Origin of the sequence: Thermus brevis (genome assembly GCF_026427635.1) — a bacterium.
In the GTDB taxonomy this organism is placed as follows: domain Bacteria; phylum Deinococcota; class Deinococci; order Deinococcales; family Thermaceae; genus Thermus; species Thermus antranikianii.
On the sequence record NZ_CP102606.1, the window covers coordinates 1,245,257 to 1,270,105 of the forward strand.

The following is a 24,849-nucleotide window of genomic DNA, read 5'->3' on the forward strand; positions in this document are numbered from 1 at the left end:
TTGGGCTTGCCCGATTCCCTGGTGGACCCAAACCCCTTAGGCCCTGTCAGCCTCTGGAAGGGTTTCCAAACCTAGGGTAAACTGGGCCCATGGAGCTTCCGCGCGCCTACGGCCTGCTTCTCCACCCCACCAGCCTTCCCGGACCCTATGGGGTTGGTGTTCTGGGCAGGGAGGCTTTCGCCTTCCTCCGATTCCTGGGGGAGTTTGGGGCCCGCTACTGGCAGGTCCTGCCCTTAGGGCCCACAGGATACGGAGACTCCCCCTACCAGTCCTTCAGTGCCTTCGCCGGGAACCCCTACCTCATCGACCTCCGCCCTCTGGCGGAGGCGGGGTATCTCCGCCTCGAGGACCCCGGTTTTCCCGAGGGCCGGGTGGATTACGGCTGGCTCTACGCCTGGAAGTGGCCGGCGCTTAGGGAAGCCTTCCGGGGTTTCCAGGAGCGGGCTTGCCGTGAGGAAAAGGAGGCCTTCCAGGCCTTTTGGGACCGGGAAAGGAACTGGTTGGATGACTACGCCCTCTTCATGGCCTTGAAAGCCCACCACGGGGGCCTTCCCTGGAACCGCTGGCCCATGCCCCTATGCCTGAGGGAGGAAAGGGCTTTAAGGGAAGCGTCGTCGGCCCTCTCCCAAGAGGTGGCGTTCCACGCCTGGACCCAGTGGCTTTTCTTCCGGCAGTGGGAGGCCTTGAGGGAGGAGGCGGAGGCTTTAGGCCTCTCCTTGATCGGCGACATGCCCATCTTCGTGGCCGAGGACTCCGCAGAGGTCTGGGCCCACCCCGAATGGTTCCACCTGGATGAGGAGGGAAGGCCCACGGTGGTGGCGGGGGTGCCGCCGGATTACTTTTCGGAAACGGGCCAGCGCTGGGGGAATCCCCTGTACCGCTGGGAGGTGCTGGAAAGGGAAGACTTCTGCTTCTGGATTGAGCGCCTAAGGAAGGCCTTGGAGCTTTTCCACCTGGTGCGCATCGACCACTTCCGGGGCTTTGAAGCCTACTGGGAGATCCCTGCCTCCTGCCCCACGGCGGTGGAGGGACGCTGGGTGAAGGCCCCGGGGGAGAAGCTCTTTGAGAAGATTCAGGAAACCTTTGGCCGGGTGCCCATCCTAGCGGAGGACCTGGGGGTGATCACTCCCGAGGTGGAGGCCCTAAGGGACCGGTTTGGCCTTCCGGGGATGAAGGTCCTGCAGTTCGCCTTTGACGGGGGGATGGAAAACCCCTTCTTGCCCCACAACTACCCCTCCCACGGCCGGGTGGTGGTCTACACCGGCACCCACGACAACGACACCACCCTGGGCTGGTACCGCACCGCTACCCCCCACGAGAGGGCTTTCCTTGGGCGCTACCTGGCGGAGTGGGGGATTGGGTTCCATGGGGAAGAGGAGATCCCCTGGGCCCTCATGCACCTGGGGATGAAGTCGGTGGCAAGGCTGGCCGTCTACCCCGTGCAGGATGTGTTGGCGTTGGGAAGCGAGGCCCGGATGAACTACCCCGGGCGCCCCTCGGGCAACTGGGCTTGGCGGCTTAGGCCCGGCCAGCTCCTTGCCGAGCACGGGGAACGGCTTCGCTGGATGGCCGAGGCCACGGGCAGGGTATGAAAACACTCCACCCTGGCCAAGCCAGGGTGGGAGCCTTAAGGGCTTTTAGCCCAAGGCCTTTTTCACCAGCTCCACGATCTCGTCGATGGTGTCGGCCACGGGGATACCTGCCTCCGCGAAGGCCTTCAGCTTGGACTCCGGGGTGCCCACGTTCCCCATGATGATGGCCCCGGCGTGGCCCATGCGCTTGCCCTTCGGGGCGCTACGGCCGCCGATGAAGCCCACCACGGGCTTTTTCATGTTCTCCTTGATCCAGGCTGCGGCCTCCTCCTCGTCGGATCCCCCGATCTCCCCGATGAGGACCACGGCCTCGGTCTCGGGGTCCTGGTTGAAGAGGGGGAGGAGGTCCTTAAAGGTGGTGCCGATCACCGGGTCGCCCCCAATCCCCACCGTGGTGGTGGTGCCCAGGCCCGCCTGGGAAAGGGCGGCGGCGGCCTCGTAGGTGAGGGTGCCGGAGCGGCTTATGAGCCCCACCTTCCCCCGCTTGAACACGTGGCCGGGCATGATGCCGATCTTGCTCTCCTCGGCGCTGATGATGCCCGGGCAGTTGCCCCCGATGAGGCGGCTTCCCAGGGCCTTGATCTCCTCCACCGCCTTCACCATGTCCAGGGTGGGGATGCCCTCGGTGATGAGGACGATGAGGGGGATGCCGGCGTGGGCCGCCTCGAGGGCCGCATCCGCTGCGGCAGGCGCCGGTACGAAGATGATGGAGGCGTCGATAGCGTGGTGGGCTACGGCTTCCTTTACCGTGTCGTACACGGGAAGACCCAGGACCTCGCTGCCCCCTTTGCCCGGGGTCACGCCGGCCACCACCTTGGTGCCGTATTCCAGCATCTGCCGGGTGTGGAACTGCCCCTCCCGGCCGGTGATGCCCTGGACCAGGACGCGGGTTTCACGGTTGATCAGGATCACGCCGCACCTCCCACCATGGCCACGATGGCCTTGGCCGCCTCGATGGACGTGGGGTACATGTAGATGGGCCTGCCCTCCAGGAGCCTTTTGGCCTCTTCCTCGGCGGTTCCCGCCACCCGCATGACCACGGGCTTGGTGAGAAGCCCCTCCTCCAGGGCCCGGATCACCCCCTTGGCCACCTCGTCCGCGCGGGTGATGCCGCCGAAGATGTTGATGAACACCCCCTTTACGTCGGGGTCCTTAAGGACCACCTTGAGGGCGTTGTAGACCACCTCCGCCTTGGCCCCGCCCCCGATGTCCAGGAAGTTGGCGGGTCTGCCGCCCACCCGGTTCACCAGGTCCAGGGTGTACATGACCAGGCCGGCCCCGTTGCCGATGATGCCGATGTTCCCCTGAAGCTTCACGTAGGCGAAGCCGTAGTTGCTGGCCTCCACCTCCAGGGGATGCTCGGCCTCGATCTCCCTTAGCTCCATCAGGTCGGGGTGCCGGAAGAGGGCGTTATCGTCCAGGACGATCTTGGCGTCGGCGGCCACGATCTGGCCGTCGGTGGTGACCACCAGGGGGTTGATCTCGGCGATGGAGGCATCCACGCCCTCGTAGGCCTGGTAGAGGGCCACCAGCACCTGGGCCAGCTTGTTGAGGTTGCCCTCGAGGCCCCCTTGTTTCACCATCTCCCGGGCCTCAAAAGCCCGAAAGCCCTTGTGGGGGTCGATCCAGAACTTGTGGATGGCCTCGGGGCGCTCCGCCGCCACCTCCTCGATGTCCACCCCCCCTTCCTTGGAGAGCATGAGGACCACCCGTTTTTGGGCGCGGTCCAGGATGAGGCCGGCGTAGTACTCCTTGGCGATGTCCACCGCCTCGGCCACCAGGACCTTCTTCACCGTGAGGCCCTTGATGTTCATCCCCAGGATGGCCTGGGCCTTCTCGTAGGCTTCCTGCGGGGTGTCCGCCAGCTTCACGCCCCCGGCCTTACCTCTCCCGCCCACGTGCACCTGGGCCTTGATCACCACCCGCTTGCCCAGCTCCTCCGCGATCCTTTTGGCCTCGTCGGGGGTGTAGGCCACTTTGCCGGGCGGCACCGGTACCCCATAACGGGCCAGGATCTCCTTGGCTTGATACTCGTGCAGGTTCAAGCTTTCCACCTCCTTGGCCGGCCAAGGCCGTTAGGCATTATAAGCTACCGGGCTTTCGGCCATTAGCTTTGCGCTTCGGCGGCAGGCTGGGCGAAGAAGAGGCGGCCCACCTGGGTCTGGATGGCCTGGGTGATGACCACCTCCACCTCCTGGCCCCGGTAGCGGATCCCCCCATCCACCACCACCATGGAGCCGTCCTCCAGGTAGCCCACCCCCTGGTGGGGCTCCTTGCCTTCCTTCAGGATGAGAAGCTTCAGGGTGTCCCCCACCTTGAGCTGGGGGCGGAGGGCCTGGGCCAGAGCCTGCACAGAAAGGGCCTTCACTCCGTAGATCCTGGCCATCTGCAAAAGGGCCAGGTCGTTGCTGACCAGGGCGGCTCCTAGGTCCCGGGCCAGGAAAAGAAGCTTCTCGTCCACGCTCTCCCCCTTGGGGATGTCCTCCAGCACCTCGAGGCGGGTTACCTCCTTAAGCCTTTCCAGGGTTTCCAGCCCCCGCCTCCCCTTGGCCCGCTTGAGGGGATCGGGGCTATCGGCGAAGTGCTGGAGTTCTTTGAGCACGAAGTGGGGCACGAAAAGGGGGCCTTCCAGGAAGCCCGTGGCCGCCACCTCGGCCACGCGCCCGTCCACCAGGACGCTGGTGTCCAACACCTTGCCTCCGATGGGGCGGGGGGGTTTTTGGGGAAGGCGCAGGTAGTCCTTGTACCCCAAGGCCAGGTAGCTGAAAAGCCCCACCAGGAACAGGGCCAAGAGGAGGCTATGGTAAGGGGAAAACCCTGGGATCTGGGAAAGGAGGCTGGTGAGGAGCACGGTAAAGAGAAGCCCCAGGGTGGCTCCCAGGGTCAGGGCCACCGGCACTTCCGGGGGAAGCTCCCTGAGGCGCCCAAGCCGCTTTTCCCAGAAACTTTCCAGTCTGGGGGCCAGGAGAACCCCTGCCAGGAAACCTGCCAGGGTCAGATAGAGGCGGTTGAGGGAAAGGAGGCCAGCCGAGTGGGGAAGAAGGCCCAGGCCCTCCAGGGCCGCCGCCAGCTGGTAGCCCAGGAAGGCGAAAAGGAGGTAGAAAAGGAGGTGGGGGCTCATCCCAGGTACTGCTCCACCGCTTTCCCCAAGGAGCGGGTGTTCCCCGGGTGCACAAAACGGGAAAACCCCGCCCGCTCCCCTTCCCTAAGCCGCCTTTCCAATCCCATGACGCTCCTCACCTCGCCTAGAAGCCCCACCTCCCCCACCACCGCCAGGTCCAGGGGTAGGGCCTTGCCCACCACCGCAGAATACACCGCCAAGGCCACCGCCAGATCCAGGCCCGGGTCCTGGACCTTAAGGCCTCCTGCCAGGTTCACGTAGATGTCCAGGTTCCCTAGGGGAAGGCCAAGCCGCCTTTCCAGGACCGCCAGGACCATGTCCACCCGCCTGGCGTCCAGGCCCTGCACCACCCGCCTGGGGGCGGGGAAGGGGGTTTTGGCGGCCAGGGCCTGGACCTCGAGGGCCAAGGCCCTTTCGCCCGCCAGGGCCAGGGCAATGGCGCTTCCCGGCACCCCGAGGGGCCTTTCCAGAAGGAAGGCCTCCGAGGGATTTTCCACCTCCACCAGGCCCTCTTCCTCCATGCGGAAGACCCCGAGCTCCCCCACGGGGCCGAAGCGGTTCTTGGCGCTTCGCAAGACCCGGTAGACCCCGGCGCTTTCCAGGTAGAGGGTGGCGTCCACCGCATGCTCTATGCTCTTGGGCCCGGCGACCACCCCCTCCTTGGTCACGTGGCCCACCAAAAGGGTGGTGATGCCCTCCTCCTTGGCCAGGCGCACGAAGGCATGGGTGGCCTCCCGCACCGCCACCAGGCTGCCCGGGTTTCCCCCCGCCTCAATCGTCTGTATGGAATCCACGAAAAGCACCTCAGGGGGGTCCCGCTCCAGGAGGGAAAGAAGGGGTTCCAGGCGGGTTTCCTTTAGGAGAAGGAGCTCCCTTACCCCAAGCCTCCTCGCCCTCAGCTTGATCTGGGCCGGGGATTCCTCTCCGGCCAGGTAGTAGACCTTCCTGGTGAGGTGCTTGGCCAGCTCCAGAAGAAGGGTGCTCTTGCCCACCCCGGGTTCTCCCCCGAGGAGGACCACCTCCCCTGGCACGAACCCCCCTCCCAAGACCCGGTCCACCTCGGAAAGGCCCGAGGAGAAGCGCTTCTCCTCAGCCTCGTTCACCTGGGAAAGGGGAATCGGCGAGGGGGCTTCCAGGTGGGCTTGGCGGGATGGGGCACGGGGGGAGGGGGCTACCTCCTGGAAGCTCTCCCAGGCACCGCAGGCCGGGCACCGCCCCAGGGGCTTGGGGGTGCGGTAACCGCATTCCACGCAGGTGTAGGAGGTCTTGGCCATGGGTTCAGGCCTCGAGGGGCCCAAGAAAAAGCGGCCCCCTCGGGAGGAGGAGGCAGGGCCTTGGGATTCCTGGGAACATCTAGACCAAAAGCTCCTCGCCCTCCACCTCGTGGAAGGCCAGGTGCCCATCCTCCACGTTCACGTAGAGGTGGCCGGTGGGCTTTTTGAGGAGGGCCAGGGAGAGGGGATCTTCGATGCGTTCCCGGATGATGCTCCGGATGGCCCTGGCGCTCCCCGTCTTGGGGGCCTGCTCCACCACGAACCGGGCCACCTCGGGGGCAAAGCGCACGGTGATGTCCCGGGATTGCAGCTCCTTCTGGATGTCGTCCAGCATCATCCGGGCCACCTGCACCAGCTCCTCCTCGGTGAGGGGGCGGAAGCGGATCACCTCGTCCAGCCGGTCCAGGAACTCGGGGGTAAAGAGGGACTTGAGGGGGGATTCCGTGTCCACTTCCTTGCTGGTGAAGCCGATGGCCGGGCCCACGTTGTAGCCGGTGTTGGAGGTCATGATGAGGATGACCCGGCGGAAGTCCACGGTCCGCCCCATGCCGTCCGTGAGCCTACCCTCGTCCAGTACCTGCAGGAAGGTGTTGTACACGTCGGGGTGGGCCTTCTCGATCTCGTCCAGGAGCACCACGCTGAAGGGCTGGCGGCGCACCGCCTCCGTGAGCCGGCCCCCCTGCTCGTAGCCCACGTAGCCCGGAGGGGCCCCGATCAGCTTGGAGACGGAGTGGGGCTCCTGGAACTCGGACATGTCAAAGCGGATGAGGGCCCGCTCGGAGCCGAAGAGCACCTCGGCCAGGGCCTTGGCCAGCTGGGTCTTGCCCACCCCGCTTTGGCCCACGAAGAGGAAGCTGGCCGCCACCCGGGTCCGGCCTCCCAGACCCACCCGGGCCCGCCTAAGGGCGCTGGCCAGGGCGCGGATGGCCTCCTCCTGGCCCACCACCCGCTTTCTAAGCTCCTCCTCGAGGCGCATGAGCTTCTCGTCGTCCTTGTCGTCCACGTAGATCCCACCCCAGGAGTCCACCACCGCTTCGATGTCCTCCCGGGTCACCACGGGGGTCCCGTCCTCCTCCTCGGCCACGGGTAGGCCCAGGGAGGCGTTCAGGCGAACCCGGCTTGCCGCCTCGTCGATGAGGTCGATGGCCTTATCGGGGAAGTTGCGCCCGGGAAGGGAACGGATCCCGATCTTGACCGCAAGCTCCAGGATCTCGTCGGGGATGATAACCCCGTGGTGGGCCTCGTAGCGGGGACGGAGGCCCTTCAAGATCTCCAGGGTTTCGTCCGGGGAGGGCTCCAGGACGATCACTGGCTGGAAGCGCCGCTCCAGGGCCGCGTCCTTTTCGATGTAGCGGTGGTACTCCCCGGTGGTGGTGGCCCCGATCACCTGGATCTCCCCCCGGGCCAGGGCGGGCTTCAGGATGTTGGCGGCGTCCAGGGTACCCTCAGCCCCCCCGGCCCCGATTAGGGTGTGGAGCTCGTCGATGAAGGCGATGACCTTGGCATTTTTGAGCTCCTCGATGATCTGGCGGAGGCGTTCCTCAAACTCCCCCCGGTACTTGGTGCCCGCCACCACCCCTGCCAGGTCCAGGGCCACCACCCGGGCACCCTTGAGGATGGGGGGCACCCGGCCTTCCACGATGGCCTGGGCCAGGCCCTCCACGATGGCGGTCTTGCCCACCCCGGGGTCCCCGATGAGGACGGGGTTGTTCTTGGTGCGCCGGGCCAGGATCTGGATCACCCGGTTGATCTCCTCCTGCCGGCCGATCACGGGGTCCAGCTTGCCCTCCCGGGCTTCCTTGGTGAGGTCGCGGCCATACTCATCCAGGAAGGGCGTGTTCACCGGCTTTTCCCGCTCCCGCCCCTCGGCCATGGAGAGGATGCGCCAGCGAATGGCGTCCACATCCTTGGCGAAGTGGGAGAGGATGCGGTAGGCGATCCCGTCACCCTCTCGGATGATGCCCAGGAGGATGTGCTCGGTGCCGATCACCGGGGCCCCCATGTTGCGGGCCTCGGCGCTGGCCAGCTCCATGACCCGCCTGGCCCTGGGCGTAATGGCAGGGGGTTCTCCGGTGCGGCTCCCCTCGCCGCGACCCACCAGTTCCTCCACCATGCGGCGCATGGCCTCGAGGCTTGCCCCGTACTCCTGGAGGATGCGGGCCGCTGTACCCCCCTCGCGCATCAGGCCCAGGAGGAGGTGCTCTGGGCCGATCATGGAGTGGCCTAAGCGGCTCCCCTCCTCCCTTGCGTAGTGGAAAACCAGCCTGGCGCGATCGTCGTACCTGTTCATGCTCCCCTCTTCCCACATTCTAGCCTAAAGGAGGCCACGGCGGGGGTTTGCGCCTGGGATTACCTTGGCCTTGGGGAAGGCTCTTGACCGGGGCTGCCCGGAGCAAAAAGGGCCCGGCATCCGGTAAGATGCCCTCTAACCGGGGGCCAAGCCCCCTTTCGGGAGGGACGATGCCGGCGAGCAGCCTTGACGAACTGGTGGCGCTTTGCAAACGCAGGGGGTTTATCTTTCAGGGCTCCGAGATCTACGGGGGCCTCCAGGGGACCTACGACTACGGTCCTTTGGGGGTGGAGCTCAAGAACAACCTGAAGCAGGCCTGGTGGCGAAGGAACGTCTACGAGCGGGATGACATGGAGGGGTTGGATGCCAGCGTCCTCACCCACCGCTTGGTCCTGTACTATTCCGGCCACGAGGCTACCTTCGCCGATCCCATGGTGGATAACCGCATCACCAAGAAGCGCTACCGCCTGGACCACCTCCTCAAGGAGCAGCCAGAAGAGGTGCTGGGGAGGCTCTACCGGGCCATGGAGGTGGAGGAGGGTAACCTTCATGCCCTGGTCCAGGCCATGATGCAGGCCCCGGAAAGGGCTGGGGGGGCCATGACCGCAGCCGGGGTGCTGGATCCCGCCACCGCTGAGCCCGGGGACTGGACCTCACCCCGTTACTTCAACATGATGTTCAAGACCTACGTGGGCCCGGTGGAGGACGAGGCTTCCCTGGCCTATTTGCGTCCGGAGACCGCCCAGGGCATCTTCGTGAACTTCAAGAACGTCCTGGACAGCACGAGCCGGAAGCTTCCCTTCGGCATCGCCCAGATTGGCAAGGCCTTCCGCAACGAGATCACCCCCAGGAACTTCATCTTCCGGGTGCGGGAGTTCGAGCAGATGGAGATCGAGTACTTCGTCCGCCCGGGGGAGGACGAGTACTGGCACCGTTACTGGGTGGAGGAAAGGCTTCGGTGGTGGCAGGAGATGGGCCTGAGCCGGGAGAACCTGGTCCCCTACGAGCAGCCCCCCGAGGAGCTGGCCCACTACGCCAAGGCCACGGTGGACATCCTCTACCGCTTTCCCCATGGCCTCGAGGAGCTGGAGGGGATCGCCAACCGCACGGACTTTGACCTGGGGAGCCACACCAAGGACCAGGAGGAGCTTGGCATCACCGCCCGGGTGCTTAAAAACGAGCACTCCACCGCCCGCCTGGCTTACCGGGACCCCGATACCGGCAAGTGGTTTGTCCCCTACGTGATCGAGCCCTCGGCCGGGGTGGACCGGGGGGTCTTGGCCCTTTTGTCGGAGGCCTTCACCCGGGAGGAGCTCCCGAATGGGGAGGAGCGCATCGTCCTAAAGCTTAAGCCCCAGCTCGCCCCCATCAAGGTGGCGGTCATCCCCCTGGTCAAGAACCGCCCGGAGATCACCGAGTACGCCAAGCGCTTGAAGGCCCGGCTCCAGGCCCTGGGGTTGGGCCGGATCCTCTATGAGGACACCGGCAACATCGGCAAAGCCTACCGCCGCCACGACGAGGTGGGCACCCCCTTCGCCATCACCGTGGACTACGACACCATTGGGCAGAGCAAGGATGGGACCACCCGGCTCAGGGACACGGTTACCGTGCGGGACCGGGACACCATGGAGCAGATCCGACTTCACGTGGACGAGCTGGAGGGGTTTTTGCGGGAGAAGCTCAGGTGGTAGTAGAAGGTCTGGGAGGCGAAAGCATGGTGGGCTTGTGGGTAGCAAGGAAGGAGGGAAGAAGGTGAGGGTAGCCGTGGTAGGGGCCACGGGGGCCGTGGGGCAGGAGATGCTGAAGGTCCTCGAGGCCCGGAACTTTCCCTTGAGTGAACTTAGGCTGTACGCTTCCCCCCGCTCTGCGGGCAAGACCATGGCCTTCAGGGGGGAAGCCATTCCGGTGGAGCCCCTTCCCGAGGGGCCTTTGCCCGTGGACCTGGTGCTGGCCAGCGCCGGAGGGTCCCTTTCCAAGGCCCTGGCCCCCGTTTGGGCCCAAGGGGGAGCCTTGGTGATCGACAACTCCAGCGCCTGGCGCTACGAGCCCCATGTGCCCCTGGTGGTGCCGGAGGTGAACCGGGAGCGAATCTTCCAGCACCAGGGCATCATCGCCAACCCCAACTGCACCACGGCCATCCTGGCCATGGCCCTTTGGCCCCTGCACCGGGCCTTTCGGGCGAAGCGGGTCATCGTGGCCACCTACCAGGCGGCCAGCGGGGCCGGGGCCAAGGGGATGGAGGAACTCCTCAGGGAAACCCACCGCCAGCTGCATGGGGAAACCCCGGTGGCCGAGGTCTTCGCCCACCCCCTGCCCTTCAACGTCATCCCCCACATAGATGCCTTCCAGGAAAACGGCTACACCCGCGAGGAGATGAAGGTGGTGTGGGAGACCCACAAGATTTTCGGGGATAGCTCCATCCGCATCAGCGCCACTGCGGTGCGGGTGCCCACCTTGAGGGCCCATGCCGAGGCGGTGAGCGTGGAGTTTGAAAGGCCCGTCTCCCCGGAGGTGGCCCGGGAGGTGCTGGCCCAGGCCCCCGGGGTGGAGGTGGTGGACGAACCCCAGGCCAAGCGCTACCCCATGCCCCTCACGGCCAGCGGCAAGTGGAATGTGGAGGTGGGGAGGATCCGTCAGAGCCTGGCCTTTGACAACGGCCTGGACTTTTTCGTGGTGGGGGACCAGCTCTTAAAGGGAGCCGCCTTAAACGCTGTGCAGATCGCAGAGGAATGGCTTAAGGGACCTTAAGCCAGAGCCAGAACTCCCGGTTTCCCTCCTTCCCCGGCAAGGGGCTTTCCCTTTCCCCCAGCACCTGAAAGCCCAGCTCCCGGGCCTTCTCCCGCACCCGGGCCAGGGCCTTTTGCCGGAGGTCTTCCTCCCGTACCACTCCCTTGTGCGCTCCCGGGCCCAGCTCAAACTGGGGCTTCACCAGGATGAGGGCCTCGCCTCCCGGCTTAAGGAGCTCCTTTACCTTGGGCAGAAGCAGGGTGGAGGAGATGAAGGACACGTCCATCACCACCAGGTCCACGGGCTCGGGAAGGAGGAGGTTCCTGGCGTCCTGCTCCTCGAGGCTCACCACCCGGGAATCCTCCCTTAGGCGGGGGTGGAGCTGATTCCTGCCCACGTCCACCGCATAGACCCGCCTGGCACCCCTTTCCAGGAGCACCTGGGTGAAGCCGCCGGTGCTGGCCCCGATGTCCGCGGCCACCTTGTCCCTCACCTCTAGGGAGAAGGCCTCGAGGGCGCCCAGGAGCTTGTAGGCCCCCCGGCTCACGTACCGTTCCGGGGAGAGGACCTCCACCTGGGCTCCTTCCGGCACCCTGTGGGCGGGCTTGGTCACCACCTGCCCAGCCACCCTGACCTGGCCGGATTGGATGAGCCTCTGGGCCTTCTCCCGGCTTTCCGCCAGGCCCCTTTCCACCAGGTAGCGGTCCAGCCTCACGAGGGGTATTATGCCGGGGGATGGATCTCTCGGGGCCCTGGTACATCCTGGAGGGGGAGCCTGGGGAACACCTTATTTTGGAGGTCTTAGGGCAGAGGCTTTCCAGCATCTGGACCTCCGAGGCCTTGGCCCAGGGCTTCCTGGCCCGGCATCCTGAGCTAGGGATGCGGGTGAGCGCCCTAGAGACCCGGGCCTTGAAGGAGGCCTTCCTCAGGGCCCTGAGGATGCTCAAGGTGGATGGGGTCCTGGTGGATTACGAACCTGGGGCCCACCGGGCCCGGATGGCCCGGGTGGAGGCGCTTTTGGAGGAGGTTCGGCATGCGTAGGTGGCTTGCGGCGGTTTCGGTGGTTTTGGCCTTGGGTCTGGCCCAGCGGGCTGAGGTGAGCGGGGGAAGCCCCTTTGGAGTGCAGGGGGGTCTGCGCTTTCCCCTGGTACCCCTCCTGCTGGATGGGCGGGTGTATGGGGGCGTGGGCCTCGAGGCTATGGGAGGTGGGGTGGACCTGCTTCTTAAGCTTCCCCTCACCGACCTCTACCTGGGCCTTGGGGGGTTCTATGGCACAGGGCCGGCCCTTACCCTGCCCCAGGATGCCCGGGGCCATGCGGGCCTACGGGCGGTCTTGGGCACCTGGCTGAACCTGCCCCTGCCTCTTCTCGGGGTGTACGTGGAGGTGCACCCCACCCTTTACCTGGTCCCGAACACGGGCTTCGGGGTAGGGGGAGCGGTGGGGGTTAGCGTGGGGCTTTAGCCTCCTCTACTGAGGCCGGTAGCCCTCCTTGAGGGGCACGATGCGGTTCATCACCAGCCGCCCGGGGCGGGAGTCCACCGGGTCCTGCCAGAAGTAGCCCAGCCTCTCCAGTTGGTAGCGGGTGTCCGGTGGATCCTGGGCCACGCTGGGTTCGATGAAGCCCTGCTTGACCTCGAGGGCCCTTGGGTTCAGGTTCTTCAGGAAATCTCCACCCTCCTCGGGGTCCTCGGTCAGGAATAGCCTGTCGTAAAGCCTGAACTCCACGGGCAGGGCGTGCCGGGCGGAAACCCAGTGGATGACCCCTTTGGGCTTGATGCCGTCCTCAGGGTTGGCCCCCAGGGTGCCGGGAACGATGCGGGCCTTCAGAAGCTTCACCTCCCCGTTTTCCTCCACCACGTCTTCCAGCTCCATCACGTAGGCGTGCCGCAGGCGCACCCTTTGCCCCGGGGCGAGGCGCTTCCAGCCCTTGGGGGGGTTGAGGCTGAAATCGGACCGCTCTATGTAAATCTCCTGGGAGAAGGGTAGGGGTCTATTCCCCTCCTTGCCGATGTCCCGGGGCCAGTAGGGGGCATCCACCCACTCCTCCCCCTGGTAGTTGGTGAGGACCACCCTTAAGGGTTCCAAAACCCCCAAGACCCTGGGGGCGATGGGGTTCAAGTCGTCCCGCACCACCTCCTCAAAGAGCTCCATCTCGATGCGGGCCTCGTTGCGGGAGATGCCGGTGCGCCGCACGAACTCCCTGATGGCCTCGGGGCGCACCCCCCGCCGCCTTAGGGCCCTTAGGGTGGGAAGCCTGGGGTCGTCCCAGCCCGAGACGAAACCCCCTTCCACCAGCTTGATGAGCTTCCGCTTGGAGAGCACCGTATGGGTGAGGTCCAGGCGGGCGAACTCGTACTGGTAGGGCCTGGGGGAAAGGGGCAGGCCGCACTTCCCCTTCAGGTTCTCGATCACCCAGTCGTAGATGGCCCGGTTGTTCTCGAACTCCAGGGTGCAAAGGGAGTGGCTGACGCCTTCGATGAAGTCCTCCAGGGGATGGGCGTAGTCGTAGAGGGGATAGATCACCCAGCGGTCCCCCGCATGGTAGTGGGGGGCGTGGACGATGCGGTAGAGCACGGGGTCCCGGAGTTTGAAGTTGGGGTGGGCAGGGTCGATCTTGGCCCTTAGGACCCGGCTTCCCGTGGGGAACTCCCCCCGGCGCATCCTTTCAAAGAGTTCCAGGTTTTCCTCCACGCTCCGGTTCCGATAGGGGCTTGGCTTTCCCTGGGCCCTGAGCTCGCTCATCTCCTCTTCCGAGAGGTCGTCCACGTAGGCCTTGCCCTCCCGGATCAGCTCGAGGGCGCACTGGTACATGGTTTCAAAGTAGTCGGAGGCGTAGAGGACCCTATCGGGGGTGAAGCCCAGCCAGCGCACGTCCTCCTCTATGGCCCGGGCGTACTCCTCCTTTTCCGTTTCCGGGTTGGTGTCGTCGTAGCGCAGGTTGCACTCGCCTCCATAGTCCAGGGCCAGGCCGAAGTTCAGCACGATGCTCCGGGCATGGCCGATGTGCAAATAGCCGTTGGGTTCCGGAGGAAAGCGGGTAAGGAGCTTCTTGTACTTCCCTTCCCGCAGGTCCTTCTCCACGATCTCGGTGATGAAGCAGGGGGGAACGAGGGCCATAGGGAAAGTATAAATCTCTGGTTCGAAAGCTGTCCTAGAGGAGGCCTGGGCTCGGGTTTCCCTTCCGCCTTCAGGCCCCTGTCCTGACCAGCTTGTAGGGTTCGTAGATCAGGGTAACGTCTTCACCTTCGATGAAGAACTCCGCACGGGCCTTACGGCCGCGCTGAGCTGTGGAAAAGCGTGCGTAGCGGTCGGTGAGTTCCTCGGGCAGGAAGGGAACGCTGCCTTTGAGCAGTCGCCCGTGCGATTCCAAAAAAAGGACGTCGCCTTGAAAGCTGGCCCGTAGCTGCATGGTGCCCTTGAAGGTTTCGTAGCGGCCGGCGAGTTGGTTAAACAGTTTTTGATTCTGGACAAAGGGCAAGGCCTCCGGGTTCTTACCCAGGACTCTTGCGAGCGCTACCATACCGATTTGCACCAGGGGATGCCCGCTTGCGTTGGCCAATACGGCGACGCCGACCTCGAGATCGGGAATGTAGCCCAAAAATGCCGTGTGCACCAAAACCGATCCTTCATGGGAAACCAGCTTGTGGCCGAGGAAGTCCGGATGAATACTCCAGCCGAAGCCATAGCCCTCGTCGGCAAGGAGGGATGAGGGGCGGGAAATGTGGTAGGTTTCCATCTGTTCTAAGCTTTGGGATGACACCAACCGCTCCCCGTTGCTTTCGCCCCGGTGAAGGTAGAGCTGTAGATAACGGCATAGATCTAGGGTGGTGCTAATTAAGCCCCCATCGGCGGATACCCCGAAAGGGAACCCTGAGGGAAGGTGCTTCCCATTCCCGTCAAGTAGGTAGGGCGTTGCCCAGTCTGGGTCGCTGGCAACGTCTCTCTGACGAAGCGCGGTCCGCTTCATACCCAGGGGCTCTAGAATACGCTCTTCAATAAATTCCTCGTAGGTTTTTCCGGAAACAGCCTCGATGATGTGGCCAAGTAGTCGATAACCCTCGTTAAGGTAGAAGAACCGTTCTCCTGGTCTGGCCACCGCCCAGGGTTCCGCACCCTCGAGAAAAGCCTTCAGGTCACCGAAGGAACCCATGGGAACCCAGGTTGCCTCCTCGCCCACGGTGTGGTAGATGAGAGCCTCGGCGTAAGCGGTTGCGGGGATGCCTGAGGAATGCGTGAGAAGGTGCCAGATTTGGACCGGCTGGCCAAACGGCTGCAGGCGAAGGGGGAGGAACGCTTCAATGGGATCTTGGAGGCGGAGCTTGCCTTCCTCGGACAGCATCATGACGGCGAGGGCGGTGAAGGATTTGGTAACGGACCCGATACCCACCCTCGTTTGGGGTGTCATCGGGGCAGCGCTCTCCAGGTTCCTGAAGCCGAAACCCCGGGTGTAGATCACCTCACCCTCCTTGACCACGGCGATGCTCAGCCCGGGAAGCTTGGTTTTGCTCATCTTCTCGAATACGTAAGCCTCAAAGCTTTTCCAGTCCATAGGGCTACCCATGTTTCCCCCTTTATGCCTTCTCCTTTACATTACCGTGCTTTTGCCCAAACCGGCCATAGGGGGAGTGCTCCAGCCCTTCCGGGTGGTCCTTCGACTAGGCCAGGTGTTTCCGAGCCTTGCTGGGCAAATCGGGGCTCGGGGTTATTGGTATGGGCGTGGCTTGGCCTCTTCAGAACCTGGGGGGGCGCTTTTCGAAAAAGGCCCGGATGCCCTCTTTAAGGTCCCCGGTTTCCCGGACCCAGGCGTTGGCCAAGGCCGCCAGGCGGAAGCCATCCTCGAGGCCCATCCCCGGCAAGGCCAGGAGAAGCTCCTTGGTGAGGCGCAAGGAGGTGGGGGCGTTCTTGGCCAACTCCTCCGCAAGAGCCAGGGCTTCCTCCAGGGCTTTACCGGGCCTGGCGATGCGGTTGGCCAGGCCCAACGCCTTGGCCTCCTCTGCCCCCACCAGGCGGCCCGTGAGGAGGAGGTCCTTGGCCACCTTTTCTCCCACGGCCCGCACCAGGATCACGGAAACCAAAGCGGCCACAAAGCCGATCTTCACCTCGGTGTAGCCCAGCTTGGCCTCCTGGTCCATGACCAATAGGTCGCAAGCGGTGGCCAGACCCGCCCCGCCCGCCACTGCCGGCCCGTTCACCGCGGCCACCGTGGGTTTGGGGAAGGTGTAGAGGCGGTGGAAGAGGCGCATGAGGGAAAGGGAGTGGCGGTAGTTCTCCTCGGCTCCAAGCTCCGTCACCTTCTCCAGGAAGGCCAGGTCAGCCCCGGCGCTGAAGGCGCTTCCCCGGCCTGAAAGGACCAAGACCCGGGCCTCGGGATCCTTCTCCGCTTCCTCGAGGGCCTGCAAAAGCCCCTCCACCATCTCGGGGGAAAGGGGGTTACGCCGCTCTGGATCGTTGAGGAAAACCCGATAGATCCGACCTCTCTCCACCTGAACCATACCCCCATTGTAGGCGCTGGGGTTTTCCTGCTACACTCCCCTTAGCCCGCAAGCCATGCTGGGAGAGCCCGCGGGCTAGGAGGTGGTGTAGATAAAGGAGTATCTGGTTAACGAACGCATTCGCGCACGGCAGGTGCGGGTGATCGGGGCCGATGGGCAGCAGCTGGGCATTATGGACACCCGGGAGGCCTTGCGCCTGGCCCAGGAGCAGGACCTGGACCTGGTGCTGGTGGGCCCCACCGCCGATCCTCCCGTGGCCCGCATTATGGACTACTCCAAGTGGCGCTACGAGCAGCAGGTGGCGGAGAAGGAGGCCCGCAAGAAGGCCAAGCGCACCGAGGTAAAGTCCATCAAGTTCCGGGTCAAGATCGACGACCACGACTATCAGACCAAGCTGAACCATATCAAGCGCTTTCTGGCCGAAGGCCACAAGGTCAAGGTCACCATCATGTTCCGCGGACGGGAGATGTCCCATCCCGAGCTGGGGGAGAGGCTTCTCGAGCGGGTGGCCGAGGACCTGAAGGGCCTGGCCGTGGTGGAGATGAGGCCCGAGCTTTTGGGCCGGGATATGAACATGCTCCTGGCCCCGGCCAAGGTATCCGCCTAGGCCAGCCCTGTAAGGGCTAGATGGCGTAAGCCTAGGTCAGCCCCATGGGGGCTAAAGGGCGTAAGCCTAGACCTTTTCGTTCCCCTTTGGTATAGTGTGAGGGCTTTGGGGAGCCCGCAAGACCCCGTTTGGGGCGCTTCCCAGGGCTTGGAGGAAGGATATGCCGAAGATGAAGACCCACAAGGGCGCCAAGAAGCGGGTGAAGGTGACCGCTTCGGGCAAGGTGATGGCCATGAAGACCGGAAAGCGGCACCTCAACTGGCACAAGTCCGGGAAGACCATCCGTCAGAAGGGGCGGAAGTTCGCCCTGGCCCAGGCGGAGGCGGAGCGGGTAAAGCTTCTCCTGCCCTACGAGTGAGGAGGTAGAGGATGCCGCGCGCCAAAACCGGTGTCGTTCGCCGCAGGAAGCACAAGAAGATCCTCAAGCTGGCCAAGGGCTACTGGGGCCTTCGCTCCAAGAGCGTCCGCAAGGCCCGGGAGACCCTTTTCGCTGCGGGCAACTACGCTTATGCCCACCGCAAGCGCAAGAAGCGGGATTTCCGCAAGCTCTGGATCGTGCGCATCAATGCCGCCTGCCGCCAGCACGGCCTGAACTACTCCAGCTTTATCCACGGCCTGAAGAAGGCGGGGGTGGAGCTGGACCGCAAGGTGCTGGCCGACTTGGCGGTGCGGGAGCCCCAGGCCTTTGCCGAGCTGGTGGAGAAGGCCAAGGCGGCCCGCGCCTAAAGCATTGTTTCCCGTGATCCGCCGTCCGGATCCCGTCCCGATCTGGCGGCGGGTTTCCTTTTGTGAGCATGCCTCCTGAACTTTACGTGATCCTGGTGGCCGCCCTGCCGGTGGTGGAGCTGAGGGGAGCCATTCCCCTGGGGGTGGCCCTGGGGCTTTCCCCAGGAGAGGCTTTCCTGCTGGCCCTCTTGGGCAACCTGCTGGTGGCCCCGGTGGCCCTCTTCCTTTTGCCTTGGGCGGTGGCGCTTCTGACCCGGGTGCCCTTCCTGGCCAAGCTCTGGGCGGCCCTCGAGGCCCGGGTGCGCCTCAAGGGGGAGGAGCAGGTGCAGCGCCTGGGGGCCCTAGGCCTTTTCCTCTTCGTGGCCGTGCCCTTGCCGGGCACCGGGGCCTGGAGCGGGGCGGTGCTGGCGGTGGTCTTGGGCCTAAAAAGGCGCTATGCCCTCCTGGCCATCTCCCTGGGGGTGCTGGCTGCTGGGCTTATCGTCCTCCTCCTTACGGGTGGGGCGGTGGCCGGGCTAAACTACCTGCGATGATGTTCGTCCTCTTGCCCCTTTCCTATGCCCTGGGCGCCTTGCCCTTGGGGTACTGGCTGGCCAGGCGGCGGGGGGTGGACCTGCGCACGGCAAGCCCCTACACCCTGGGTCTGGAAACGGCCCTGAGGCGGCTCGGGCCGGGCCTGACCCTTTTGGCCTTCCTCCTGGACTTCGCCAAGGGGTACTTGCCCCTGGCCCTGGGGAGGGGCTTGGGGCTTGGCGTGGAGGAGCTTTTGGCCCTGGGGGTGGCGGTCTACCTGGGCCACCTTTATCCCCTCTTCTTCCGGGATCCCTGGCCCCTTCGGGCCAAGGGGGCGGGGGTTCTCTTGGGGGTGCTGGCGGGGCTACCCCTGGAGCCAGCCTGGGGCATGGTCCCCGTAGCCTTGGGCCTTGCCCTTTACGCCCTCACGGGCTATGCCTCCTTGGGGGCCCTGGGGCTTCCCCTGGGCCTCTTTGGCGTCCTTCTTTTCGGTGGGTTTCCCCTTGGAGCCAAGGTCCTTGGGGGCTTGCTTTTTCTCCTGGCCCTTTGGCGTTACAAGGAGAACCTGGGCCGTATTCTGGAAGGCACCGAGCCCAGGCTGGGTAGCCCCTTGCCCCTGCCCTCGGAAAGGCAGGTGGTTTGCGCCTTCCTCATCCATCCCCTCACGGTGGAGGATTTCTGGCAAAGCCCCCGTTTCCGCTGGGCCCGGCCCCTGGTGCGCCTGGGGTTTCTGAAGCAGGCCTGGATAGAACGTTTGGCGGAGCTTTTCCGTCCCATGAAGGTGGGGGAGGTGAGGGGGGTGAGGACGGCGGATGGCCGGGAGGTCCTGTGCCACCTCATCTCCGCTCCCCTTCTGCCCCACCAGATCAAGGCCAAGCCGGAGCTGGCGGTAAGGCGGGCCATCCAAGGGGCTAGGCTCGCCAAGGAGCTTGGGGCCACGGTGGTGGGCCTGGGGGCCTTTTGGAGCGTGGTGGGGGAGAAGGGTAAGAGGGTACAGGAGGCGGTGCCGGATATAGAGGTGACGAACGGGGGGGCCTACACCGCAGGCACCGTCAAAGCGGCCATTCCCGGCATCCTGGCCCACTTTGCCCAAAGCGGCAAGGACCTGAGAAACACCACGGCAGCGGTGGTGGGAGCGAACGGGGTGGTGGCCTTCGGCATCGCCCGGCAGATCGCTCCCTTGGTGGGGCGGCTTATCCTGGTGGGCCGGGACCGGGAGCGCCTAGAGAAGTCGGCGGAAAGCCTTCGGAAAAACCTGGAGCGAAAGGGGAAAGCGCCCGAGATCCAGGTGACCACCGAGGTGGCCGCCATCCGGGAGGCGGACCTGGTCTTCACCGCCACCAGCGACCCGAACCCGGTGATCTACCCCGAACACGTGAAGCCGGGAGCCTGGATCTACGACGAGGGCGTGCCCCCCGACGTGCATCCCTCGGTTAAAGAGGTACCTGGGGTTAGGGTCATCCCCGGGGGTGTGGTGCGGCTTCCCGGGAGGGCAAAGGCCACCTTAGACCTTCACTTCGGTGCTCCCGACCAGGTGCCCGCCTGCCTGGCGGAGACCATGATCCTGGCGGCGGAGGAAGCCTTTGATCGCAAGAGCCTGGGGGGCGAGGTGAAGGCGGAGAACATCCAGTTCTTCGTGGAGCGGGCGGAGGCCTTGGGGTTTAAGGTGGTGGAGTGATGTGGCTTCTCCTCTCCCCCACGGCCCTCGAGGCCTCCTTCCTCCGGGGCGACCCCTTCTCCTTCCTGGGGAGGAAGGGGCTTAGGGGAGAGGGCTTCGTCTGGCTGGAAACCGGGATCGGCAAGGTGAACGTGGCCCTCACCCTGGCTGCCTGGGCCAGCCGAAACCCGGTGGAGAAGGCCTTGCTTTTCGGCATCGCCGGGGCCTACCCGGGCTCGGGCCTCCTCCCTGGGGATGTGGTCCTGGTGGGGGAGGAGGTGGAGGCGGACCTGGGTACCCAAGAGGGCCTTAAGCCCTTGGGCTTTCCCGCCTTGGAGGTGGAGGGAAAGGCCTACTACAACCGATTTCCCCTGGATTCCGGCCTTACCCGGGCCTTGGCCCAGGTGTTGAACCTCCAGGTGGTGGCGGGGCTCACCCGGGACCGGGTTTCGGAAACCCCGGGGGAGGCGGAGGCCCTGGCCTCGCGCTGGGGGGCCCAGCTGGAGAGCATGGAGGGAGCCGCCTTCGCCCGAGCGTGCCTGGCCCTGGGCATCCCGGGGGTGGAGGTGCGGGCTATTTCCAATCCGGCAGGGGTGCGGGACAAGGGAGCGTGGAGAATTCCCTTGGCGGTGAGGGCCTTGGAGGGAACCCTGGCCCCCATCCTTGGGGGAGCCTTCCCGGAGGAGCTCCAAGGATAATCCCTTGTTCGCCTGGGGTGTCCCCTGGCCGGAAGCAAGGTTGGCCTTGAAGAGGAGCTTTTCCGGGGTGCTCACCCACCAGGTAGCCCTGGGCGGACGGCGGAACCGGGGGAGAAGACAAACCCCCACCCGGGGGTCCGGGTGGGGGACTATATTTCCCTTAGCCCTTCCGGAAGAAGGCTTCCGCCTTGTCCCAGTTCAGTACGTTCCAGATAGCCTGGAGGTAGTCGGCCCGGCGGTTTTGGTACTTGAGGTAGTAGGCGTGCTCCCACACGTCGATGCCCACGATGGGGATGAACCCCTCTATGACGGGGTTGTCCTGGTTGGGGGTGGAGATGACGTGGAGCTTGCCGAAGGGATCCTTGACCAGCCAGGCCCAGCCGGAGCCGAAGCGGGCCATGGCCGCCTGGGTGAGCTTCTCCTTCAGGGCGGCGAAGCCCCCAACCTGCTCGTCGATGGCCTTCTTAAGTTCCCCCACCGGCTCCTTGGCTCCCCCGGGGGTTAGGAGCTCCCAGAAGAGGCTATGGTTCAGGTGCCCACCCCCGTTGTTGCGCACCGCGGTCTGGATGTCCGCGGGCAGGGCGGCCAGGTGGCGCAGGAGCACCTCCACCTCCACCCCGTGCAGGTAGGGGTACTTCTCCAGGGCGGCGTTCAGGTTGTTCACGTAGGCCCCGTGGTGCTTCTGGTGGTGGATCTCCATGGTTTTGGCATCGATGTGGGGCTCGAGGGCCTCGTACGGGTAACCCAGTTCCGGTAGCTTAAACGGATACGGCATACCTCACCTCCCAAACCTCACTATAGTAGTGCCCACCCCCAAGCGGGGTGGGCGTTCTCACAAATGGCCTCAAGCCTCATGGGGCTTGGCCAGCTTCACGGGAACCACGGTGCGGTCAAACTCCTCTTCCGTGAGATAGCCCAGCTCCAAGGCGGCTTGCTTCAGGGTCTTCTTTTCCTTGATGGCCTTCTTCACGATCTCCGCCGCCTTGTCGTAGCCGATGGCCTTGTTCAAGGCGGTGGCCAGCATGGGGTTTTTCTGGAGGTGTTCCTCTATCCGCTCCAGGTTGGGCTCTATCCCCTTGGCCAGGTTCTCGTTGAAGGACTCCATGGCGTCGGCCAGGAGCTTGATGGACTCGAGGGCCGCATCCACCATCACCGGTTTGAAGACGTTGAGCTGGAAGTTCCCCTGGCTCCCGGCAAAGGCCACGGCGTGGTCGTTGCCAAAGACCCGCACCACCACCATGGTGAGGGCCTCCACCTGGGTGGGGTTCACCTTGCCGGGCATGATGGAGGACCCGGGCTCGTTGGCGGGGATGAAGATCTCCCCGATGCCCCCATAGGGCCCGGAGGCCAGCCAGCGGATGTCGTTGCCGATTTTCATCAGGGCCCCGGCCAGGGTGCGCAAGGATCCCATCACCTGCACCAGCTCATCGTGAGCGGCCAAGGCGGCGAAGCGGTTTTCCGCCACCTTAAAGGGCAGGCCGGTTTCCTCGGCCAGGTAGTGGGCCACCCGTTCCCCGAACCGGGGGTGGGCGTTCAGGCCCGTCCCCACCGCCGTGCCCCCGATGGCCAGGTTATAAAGCCCTTTTTCCGCCTCCTTGACCATGGCCAAGGTGTTCTTAAGCTGAGCAGCCCAGCTTCCCACCTCCTGCCCCAGGGTGATGGGCACGGCGTCCATCAGGTGGGTGCGCCCCACCTTCACGATGCCGTCAAAGGCCTTGGCCTTTTCCTCAAAGGTGGCGATGAGGGCCTCCGCCGCCGGGTAAAGCCTTTGGTGGAGGGCCAAAGCCACGGCCACGTACATGGCGGTGGGGAAGGTGTCGTTGCTGCTCTGGCCCCGGTTCACGTGGTCGTTGGGGTGAACGTACTTGGAGCCCAGGGGCTTCCCCAGAAGCTCCGAGGCCCGGTTGGCGATGACCTCGTTCACGTTCATGTTGGTCTGGGTGCCGCTTCCCGTCTGGAAGACCACCAGGGGGAAGTGGTCGTCCAGCTTCCCGGCGATGACCTCCTCCGCCGCCTGGATGATGGCCCGGGCGATTTCCTCTGGAAGCTCACCCAGCTCCAGGTTGGCTCTGGCCGCCGCTTTCTTCAGCATGCCGTAGGCGCGGATCACCTCCAAGGGCATCCGGAAGCGCCAGGCGCCGATCTTGAAGTGCTCGAGGGAGCGCTGGGTCTGGGCACCCCAGTAGCGGTCCGCCGGTACCTTGACCTCGCCCATGGTGTCCCGTTCGATCCGGTATTCCATACCGCACCTCCAGCCCGATTTTACGCCTCCTCCTCGTAGGGCTCGTGGAGCTTGACGGGTTTCCCCCTAAGCCCCGCACGAAGGTTTAGCCACTCCACCAGCACGGCGAAGCCCATGGCGAAGTACACGTACCCCTTGGGGATGTGCACCCCCGTGCCCTCGGCCACCAGGGTGAAGCCCACCAAAAGGAGGAAGGAAAGGGCCAGCATCTTCACCGTGGGGTGCTGGTTCACGAAGGCGTAGATGCCCTTGGAGGCCAGGAGCATGATGGCCACCGAGAGGAGGATGGCCGCCACCATGACGGGTACGAAGCGGGTGAGGCCCACGGCGGTGATGACGGAGTCTATGGAGAAGACGATATCCAGAAGAAGCACCTGCCCGATCACCGAGGCGAAGGAGGGAGCCACCCTCTTGATGGCATGGCCCGGCTCCCCCTCCAGCTTCTCGTGGATTTCCTTCACCGATTTGTAGATGAGGAAAAGCCCTCCGGCGATCAGAACCAGGTCCTTGCCCGTGACCTCGTGCCCCAAGAGGGCGAAGAGGGGTTTCTTCAACGCCATGATCCAGGCGATGGAGAGGAGGAAGAGGACCCGGGTAACCGCCGCCAGGGAGATGCCCACCACGCGGGCCCTGTCCTGCTCTTCCCTCGGCAGCTTGGAGGCCAGGATGCTGATAAAGATGACGTTGTCCACGCCGAGGACCACTTCCAGCACGGTTAGGGTGATGAGGGCGATCCACACCTCGGGGCTCGTGAGCCACTCCATGGGAAGGAGTCTACATGACGGCGTAGACTGGGGGGCATGGTGGACGTGCTCATCGTGGGGGCTGGGCCCGTGGGTCTGGCGGCGGCCCTCGAGGCCAAGCGCCAGGGCCTGAGCCACCTGATCCTGGAAAGGGGCACGGTGGCGGAGACCATCTACCGCTTTCCCCGGCAGATGGTCTTCTTCTCCGAGTCCAAAAACATCGAGATCGGGGGCCATCCCCTGGTCTCCCAGGGGTCCAAGCCCACTCGCCTCGAGGCGCTCCTCTACTACCAGAAGGTGGTGGAACGCGAGGGGCTTCGGGTCCTCACCTATACGGAGGCGGTGGGTGTGGAAGGGGTGGAGGGAGCCTTTAAGGTCTTGGCCCGGGACCGGTTTGGGGAGAAGGCCTTCCCTGCCCGGTACGTGGTGGTGGCCACGGGCTACTTCGGGAACCCTAACCGCCTAGGGGTGCCGGGGGAGGACCTGCCCCACGTGCTGTACCGTTACGAGGAGGCAGCTCCCTTCTTCGGCCGCAAGGTGGCGGTGGTGGGGGGAAGCAACTCGGCGGTGGAGGTGGCCTTGGACCTGTACCGGGGCGGGGCCCAGGTGGCCTTGGTCCACCGGGGCAAGTGGGTGCGCCCCAGCGTGAAGTACTGGCTTCTTCCCGACTTTGAGAACCGGGTGAAGGAGGGAAACATTCTGGCGGTGATGGAGGCCAGGGTAAAGGCCATTACCCCGGAGGGCCTCGCCTTGGAAAGACCCCAAGGGGAGGAGTTCTTGGAGGCCGACTTCGTCCTGGTCCAGATCGGCTACCGGGCGGAAGACCATCTCCTTAGGGAGGCCGGGGTGCGCTACGAGGGGGAGAAACCCTGGCTTTCCCCGGAATGGGAAACCTCCCGCAAGGGGCTTTTCGCCATCGGCTCCAGTGCCTTTGGGCTGGACACCCGCACGGTGTTTATCGAAAACGGCCGGGAGCACGCACGGGTGGCCATAGCCGCCATCGCCCGTCGCCTGGGCTCTTGACACCCTTCACAAAGGGGGCTAGGATAAAGCCCAAGATGCGCTTTGGCCTCGTCCTATCCCTAGGCCTGGTCCTAATCGTAGGGCCAGCGGGGGGTAGGGTGTAGCGTTTTAGGGCGCATCCAAAACCCCCCGGAGAACCCGGG

At 64.8% G+C, this 24,849-nt stretch carries 24 protein-coding genes; 12 read left to right on the forward strand and 12 right to left on the reverse strand.

Features of this window, described 5'->3' with window-relative positions; genetic code table 11:
• Positions 1–89 precede the first annotated feature (89 nt).
• On the forward strand, positions 90–1,592 hold the full coding sequence (gene malQ, locus KQ693_RS06955) for a 4-alpha-glucanotransferase (RefSeq protein WP_267260718.1): 1,503 nt from the start codon (positions 90–92) through the stop codon (positions 1,590–1,592).
• A 45-nt stretch (positions 1,593–1,637) separates the two neighbouring features.
• Here the strand turns inward: malQ and sucD are convergent, their stop codons facing one another.
• The 5 genes from sucD to KQ693_RS06980 form a co-directional block, all read right to left on the reverse strand.
• Positions 1,638–2,504 (reverse strand): succinate--CoA ligase subunit alpha, encoded by an 867-nt coding sequence (gene sucD, locus KQ693_RS06960; RefSeq protein WP_015716712.1) that lies wholly within the window; start codon positions 2,502–2,504, stop codon positions 1,638–1,640.
• Positions 2,501–3,637, reverse strand: coding sequence for an ADP-forming succinate--CoA ligase subunit beta (gene sucC, locus KQ693_RS06965; protein WP_267260719.1), 1,137 nt, complete (start codon positions 3,635–3,637; stop codon positions 2,501–2,503). The genes sucD and sucC overlap by 4 nt, the downstream gene beginning before the upstream one ends.
• A gap of 62 nt (positions 3,638–3,699) precedes the next feature.
• Complete coding sequence (locus KQ693_RS06970) at positions 3,700–4,713, reverse strand: PIN/TRAM domain-containing protein (RefSeq protein WP_267260720.1); 1,014 nt, start codon at positions 4,711–4,713, stop codon at positions 3,700–3,702.
• Complete coding sequence (radA, locus tag KQ693_RS06975; RefSeq protein ID WP_267260721.1) at positions 4,710–5,987, reverse strand: DNA repair protein RadA; 1,278 nt, start codon at positions 5,985–5,987, stop codon at positions 4,710–4,712. The genes KQ693_RS06970 and radA overlap by 4 nt, the downstream gene beginning before the upstream one ends.
• 79 nt (positions 5,988–6,066) lie before the next feature.
• Positions 6,067–8,277 carry an ATP-dependent Clp protease ATP-binding subunit gene (locus tag KQ693_RS06980; RefSeq protein ID WP_219759910.1) on the reverse strand — a complete coding sequence of 737 codons (2,211 nt, stop codon included), beginning with the start codon at positions 8,275–8,277 and terminating at the stop codon, positions 6,067–6,069.
• Positions 8,278–8,447: 170 nt separating this feature from the next.
• On the opposite strand from KQ693_RS06980, the gene KQ693_RS06985 reads away from it, so the two are divergent.
• Both KQ693_RS06985 and KQ693_RS06990 read left to right on the forward strand, forming a co-directional pair.
• Entirely contained in the window at positions 8,448–9,968 is a 1,521-nt protein-coding gene (locus KQ693_RS06985; RefSeq protein ID WP_267260722.1) for a glycine--tRNA ligase, read from the forward strand.
• A gap of 61 nt (positions 9,969–10,029) precedes the next feature.
• A complete protein-coding gene (locus KQ693_RS06990; protein WP_267260723.1) occupies positions 10,030–11,025 on the forward strand; it encodes an aspartate-semialdehyde dehydrogenase in 996 nt (331 codons plus the stop codon).
• Here KQ693_RS06990 and KQ693_RS06995 read toward each other — a convergent pair.
• Positions 11,012–11,719: a TlyA family RNA methyltransferase gene (locus KQ693_RS06995; protein ID WP_267260724.1), complete on the reverse strand. Its 708-nt coding sequence runs from the start codon at positions 11,717–11,719 to the stop codon at positions 11,012–11,014. The genes KQ693_RS06990 and KQ693_RS06995 overlap by 14 nt on opposite strands.
• Before the next feature lie 20 nt (positions 11,720–11,739).
• Here KQ693_RS06995 and KQ693_RS07000 point away from each other — a divergent pair, with 20 nt between their 5' ends.
• Together KQ693_RS07000 and KQ693_RS07005 are read left to right on the forward strand one after the other, a co-directional pair.
• Positions 11,740–12,045, forward strand: coding sequence for a DUF3234 domain-containing protein (locus KQ693_RS07000; protein WP_267260725.1), 306 nt, complete (start codon positions 11,740–11,742; stop codon positions 12,043–12,045).
• A complete protein-coding gene (locus KQ693_RS07005; RefSeq protein ID WP_267260726.1) occupies positions 12,038–12,466 on the forward strand; it encodes a hypothetical protein in 429 nt (142 codons plus the stop codon). The genes KQ693_RS07000 and KQ693_RS07005 overlap by 8 nt, the downstream gene beginning before the upstream one ends.
• Before the next feature lie 6 nt (positions 12,467–12,472).
• Here the strand turns inward: KQ693_RS07005 and KQ693_RS07010 are convergent, their stop codons facing one another.
• The 3 genes from KQ693_RS07010 to KQ693_RS07020 form a co-directional block, all read right to left on the reverse strand.
• Positions 12,473–14,122, reverse strand: a complete 1,650-nt coding sequence (locus tag KQ693_RS07010; RefSeq protein WP_219759914.1) for a glutamine--tRNA ligase/YqeY domain fusion protein — start codon at positions 14,120–14,122, stop codon at positions 12,473–12,475.
• Positions 14,123–14,192: 70 nt separating this feature from the next.
• Complete coding sequence (locus KQ693_RS07015; RefSeq protein WP_267260727.1) at positions 14,193–15,554, reverse strand: serine hydrolase domain-containing protein; 1,362 nt, start codon at positions 15,552–15,554, stop codon at positions 14,193–14,195.
• A gap of 181 nt (positions 15,555–15,735) precedes the next feature.
• Positions 15,736–16,497: an enoyl-CoA hydratase/isomerase family protein gene (locus tag KQ693_RS07020; RefSeq protein ID WP_028493144.1), complete on the reverse strand. Its 762-nt coding sequence runs from the start codon at positions 16,495–16,497 to the stop codon at positions 15,736–15,738.
• Positions 16,498–16,588: 91 nt separating this feature from the next.
• Here KQ693_RS07020 and infC point away from each other — a divergent pair, with 91 nt between their 5' ends.
• The 6 genes from infC (at position 16,589) to mqnB (ending at position 20,698) form a co-directional block, all read left to right on the forward strand.
• Positions 16,589–17,104: a translation initiation factor IF-3 gene (gene infC, locus KQ693_RS07025; protein ID WP_105316640.1), complete on the forward strand. Its 516-nt coding sequence runs from the start codon at positions 16,589–16,591 to the stop codon at positions 17,102–17,104.
• 160 nt (positions 17,105–17,264) lie between these two features.
• On the forward strand, positions 17,265–17,462 hold the full coding sequence (gene rpmI, locus KQ693_RS07030; protein WP_028493146.1) for a 50S ribosomal protein L35: 198 nt from the start codon (positions 17,265–17,267) through the stop codon (positions 17,460–17,462).
• 11 nt (positions 17,463–17,473) lie between these two features.
• Complete coding sequence (gene rplT / locus KQ693_RS07035; protein ID WP_015716736.1) at positions 17,474–17,830, forward strand: 50S ribosomal protein L20; 357 nt, start codon at positions 17,474–17,476, stop codon at positions 17,828–17,830.
• Between the two features lie 68 nt (positions 17,831–17,898).
• The gene (locus KQ693_RS07040) at positions 17,899–18,363 is read left to right on the forward strand and encodes a COG2426 family protein (RefSeq protein WP_038029553.1); all 465 of its coding nucleotides are present in this window, start codon (positions 17,899–17,901) and stop codon (positions 18,361–18,363) included.
• Complete coding sequence (locus tag KQ693_RS07045; protein WP_267260728.1) at positions 18,360–20,021, forward strand: glycerol-3-phosphate acyltransferase; 1,662 nt, start codon at positions 18,360–18,362, stop codon at positions 20,019–20,021. The genes KQ693_RS07040 and KQ693_RS07045 overlap by 4 nt, the downstream gene beginning before the upstream one ends.
• The gene (gene mqnB, locus KQ693_RS07050; protein ID WP_267262358.1) at positions 20,021–20,698 is read left to right on the forward strand and encodes a futalosine hydrolase; all 678 of its coding nucleotides are present in this window, start codon (positions 20,021–20,023) and stop codon (positions 20,696–20,698) included. Before KQ693_RS07045 ends, mqnB begins: the two co-directional genes overlap by 1 nt.
• Positions 20,699–20,858: 160 nt before the next feature.
• Here the strand turns inward: mqnB and KQ693_RS07055 are convergent, their stop codons facing one another.
• From KQ693_RS07055 to KQ693_RS07065, 3 genes are all read right to left on the reverse strand, one after another.
• Positions 20,859–21,473: a superoxide dismutase gene (locus tag KQ693_RS07055; protein WP_267260729.1), complete on the reverse strand. Its 615-nt coding sequence runs from the start codon at positions 21,471–21,473 to the stop codon at positions 20,859–20,861.
• 69 nt (positions 21,474–21,542) lie between these two features.
• Positions 21,543–22,940 carry a class II fumarate hydratase gene (gene fumC / locus KQ693_RS07060; protein WP_267260730.1) on the reverse strand — a complete coding sequence of 466 codons (1,398 nt, stop codon included), beginning with the start codon at positions 22,938–22,940 and terminating at the stop codon, positions 21,543–21,545.
• Positions 22,941–22,960: 20 nt separating this feature from the next.
• The gene (locus KQ693_RS07065) at positions 22,961–23,704 is read right to left on the reverse strand and encodes a TerC family protein (RefSeq protein ID WP_267260731.1); all 744 of its coding nucleotides are present in this window, start codon (positions 23,702–23,704) and stop codon (positions 22,961–22,963) included.
• A 36-nt stretch (positions 23,705–23,740) separates the two neighbouring features.
• Between KQ693_RS07065 and KQ693_RS07070 the strand changes: the two genes are divergently transcribed.
• A complete protein-coding gene (locus KQ693_RS07070; RefSeq protein ID WP_267260732.1) occupies positions 23,741–24,706 on the forward strand; it encodes a YpdA family putative bacillithiol disulfide reductase in 966 nt (321 codons plus the stop codon).
• The last annotated feature ends 143 nt before the right edge of the window (positions 24,707–24,849 follow it).